The 1,850-nt window shown below is 66.8% G+C and carries 2 protein-coding genes; both read right to left on the bottom strand.

The genetic code is table 11. The features are described 5' to 3' along the window. Nucleotides 1–234 precede the first annotated feature (234 nt). On the bottom strand, nucleotides 235–1,227 hold the full coding sequence (locus tag IH26_RS0152345) for a tyrosine-type recombinase/integrase (protein ID WP_030443786.1): 993 nt from the start codon (nucleotides 1,225–1,227) through the stop codon (nucleotides 235–237). Beyond that, complete coding sequence (locus tag IH26_RS0152340; RefSeq protein WP_157437910.1) at nucleotides 1,224–1,799, bottom strand: tyrosine-type recombinase/integrase; 576 nt, start codon at nucleotides 1,797–1,799, stop codon at nucleotides 1,224–1,226. Before IH26_RS0152340 ends, IH26_RS0152345 begins: the two co-directional genes overlap by 4 nt. Between the last annotated feature and the right edge of the window lie 51 nt (nucleotides 1,800–1,850).

The raw sequence follows: 1,850 nt of genomic DNA, 5'->3' as shown, positions 1-1,850 counted from the left end.
CCGGCCGCATCAAGGCCGGCAACAGCTACCGCCGAACCACGATCCGGCCGTCGTGATCGCGATGGACGCCCCGGTACGGCGTCGGCAACGCCTCGGCGGCGTGATCAACGAGTACCACCGAGCAGCCTGATGAGATCTTCAAAGTGCCAGCTCACGGACACGCACGGAGTTTCGGCACGGTACAGGGTGGTGCCCTGGTTCTGGAGGTCGCGCGGGGTGTTGTGGTCGGGATAATCACAGGCTTTCCAGGAAGGCGAGCAGGTTGTCGGTGGGGCGGTATCGACCGGGCTTGATCATTGGTGGTGTGGTGCGGGCGAGGGCTCGTTCCTTGATGGTCATGTCGGCGTGGAGGTAGAGCTGGGTCGAACGGGTGTCGGCGTGGCCCAGCCAGAGAGCGATCACCGCGGTGTCGACGCCGGCGTGCAGGAGCGACATGGCGGTCGTGTGCCTCAGGACGTGCGGGGTGACCTTCTTGGTGGCCAGGGAGGTGCACTGCTGGCCGGCGCTGTTCTTGTAGACGGCGATGCGGCGTTCGATGGCGTCGTCGCTGAGCCGTCGCCCGGTGCGGGTCGGAAAGAGGGGGTCCTCGCGCAGACCGGCACGTTCGTGGAGCCAGACCCGTAGCACTGCGGTGGTGGAGGCGGTGAGCGGGACGCAGCGCTGTTTGCGGCCTTTGCCGGTGCAGCGCACGTGTGCGCCGGTGTCGAGTTGAACGTCGCTGGTGTTGAGGCCGATGAGTTCGGAAAGGCGTAGTCCGGTCTGGATGGCCAGGGTCATCAGGGCGCGGTCTCGGCGGCCTTCCCAGCGGCCGGTGTCCGGGGCGGCGAGCAGGGCGTCGACCTCGTCGGCGGTCAGGAAGGACACTGTGGTGTGCCGGTCGAATCGCTTCTGGGGTATGGCCAGGACTTGTTGGATGAGTTGGGCGTGTTCGGGATGGCGCAGGGCGGCGTAGCGGAACAGGGAGCGCAGTGCGGCTAGCCGGCCGTTGCGACTGCGGGCGCTGTTGTGCCGGTCCGTCTCGAGGTGATCCAGGAAGGCGGAGATCACGTCGGCGCCGAGGTCGTCGAAGTCCAGATCGGATGGAGCTTTGCCGGTGTGGTTCTGCACGAACCGCAGCAGAAGCCGGAAGGTGTTGCGGTAGGCGGTGATCGTGCGAGGGCTGGCCTGGCGTTGTCGGGTCAGTCGCTCGGTGAAGAACAGCTGCAGGGTCGGGGCGAGCGTCGTCATGATCGGGCCTCCTGGATGGCTTGCAGCCGGGCCGCGGCCAGCGCGAGCAGGTCGGGTGCAGCCGACAGGTACCAGTAAGTGGAGACCGGGTCGCGGTGGCCCAGATAGATCGACAGCCGCGGCAGCATGGCGTTGACGTCGTGGCCGGCTTGATACCAGGCGATCAAGGTGTGGACCGCGAACGAATGCCGCAGATCGTGGATGCGGGGCCGGGCCGGTGAGGTGGCGCCGACGCCGGTGGCGTTCACCAGCCGGCGGAACTGCGCGCCGAAGTGCGGATAGCGGATGGCGGTGCCGGCGGTGGACACGAAGAATGTCGACGCCGACGGCCGGGGCTGGGCGTGGTCGCGGTGTTCGGCATATCGGGCGAGAGCCTGCCGGGTCGACGCCGCCAGGGGCAGTTCCCGGGACTTGCCGAATTTCGAGGCCAGCACCGTGATGACACCGTCGTCCCAGTCGATGTCGTCGCGGTGCAGACGAAGTGCCTGTCGGCGTACTGGTGAATGTGCCCAGGTAGGTACGCGTGAACGGGGTCTGTCGCTGATCTTGTGACGGGCGTCGGGCTGGTCCATGATCAGCGTGGTGCTCTCAAGCCTGATCAAGGTCCTTTCGCATCTGTCCAA

It is taken from the genome of Actinoplanes subtropicus (assembly GCF_000721705.1).
In the GTDB taxonomy this organism is placed as follows: Bacteria; Actinomycetota; Actinomycetes; order Mycobacteriales; family Micromonosporaceae; genus Actinoplanes; species Actinoplanes subtropicus.
The sequence above is the reverse complement of the archived record's forward strand: the minus strand, read 5'-3'. Positions and strand labels throughout refer to the sequence as shown.

Coding starts and splice junctions, on each gene's coding strand:
- IH26_RS0152345 (WP_030443786.1), bottom strand. CDS start 1,227: ATGACGACGCTCGCCCCGACCCTGCAGCTGTTCTTCACCGAGCGACTG.
- IH26_RS0152340 (WP_157437910.1), bottom strand. CDS start 1,799: ATGGACCAGCCCGACGCCCGTCACAAGATCAGCGACAGACCCCGTTCA.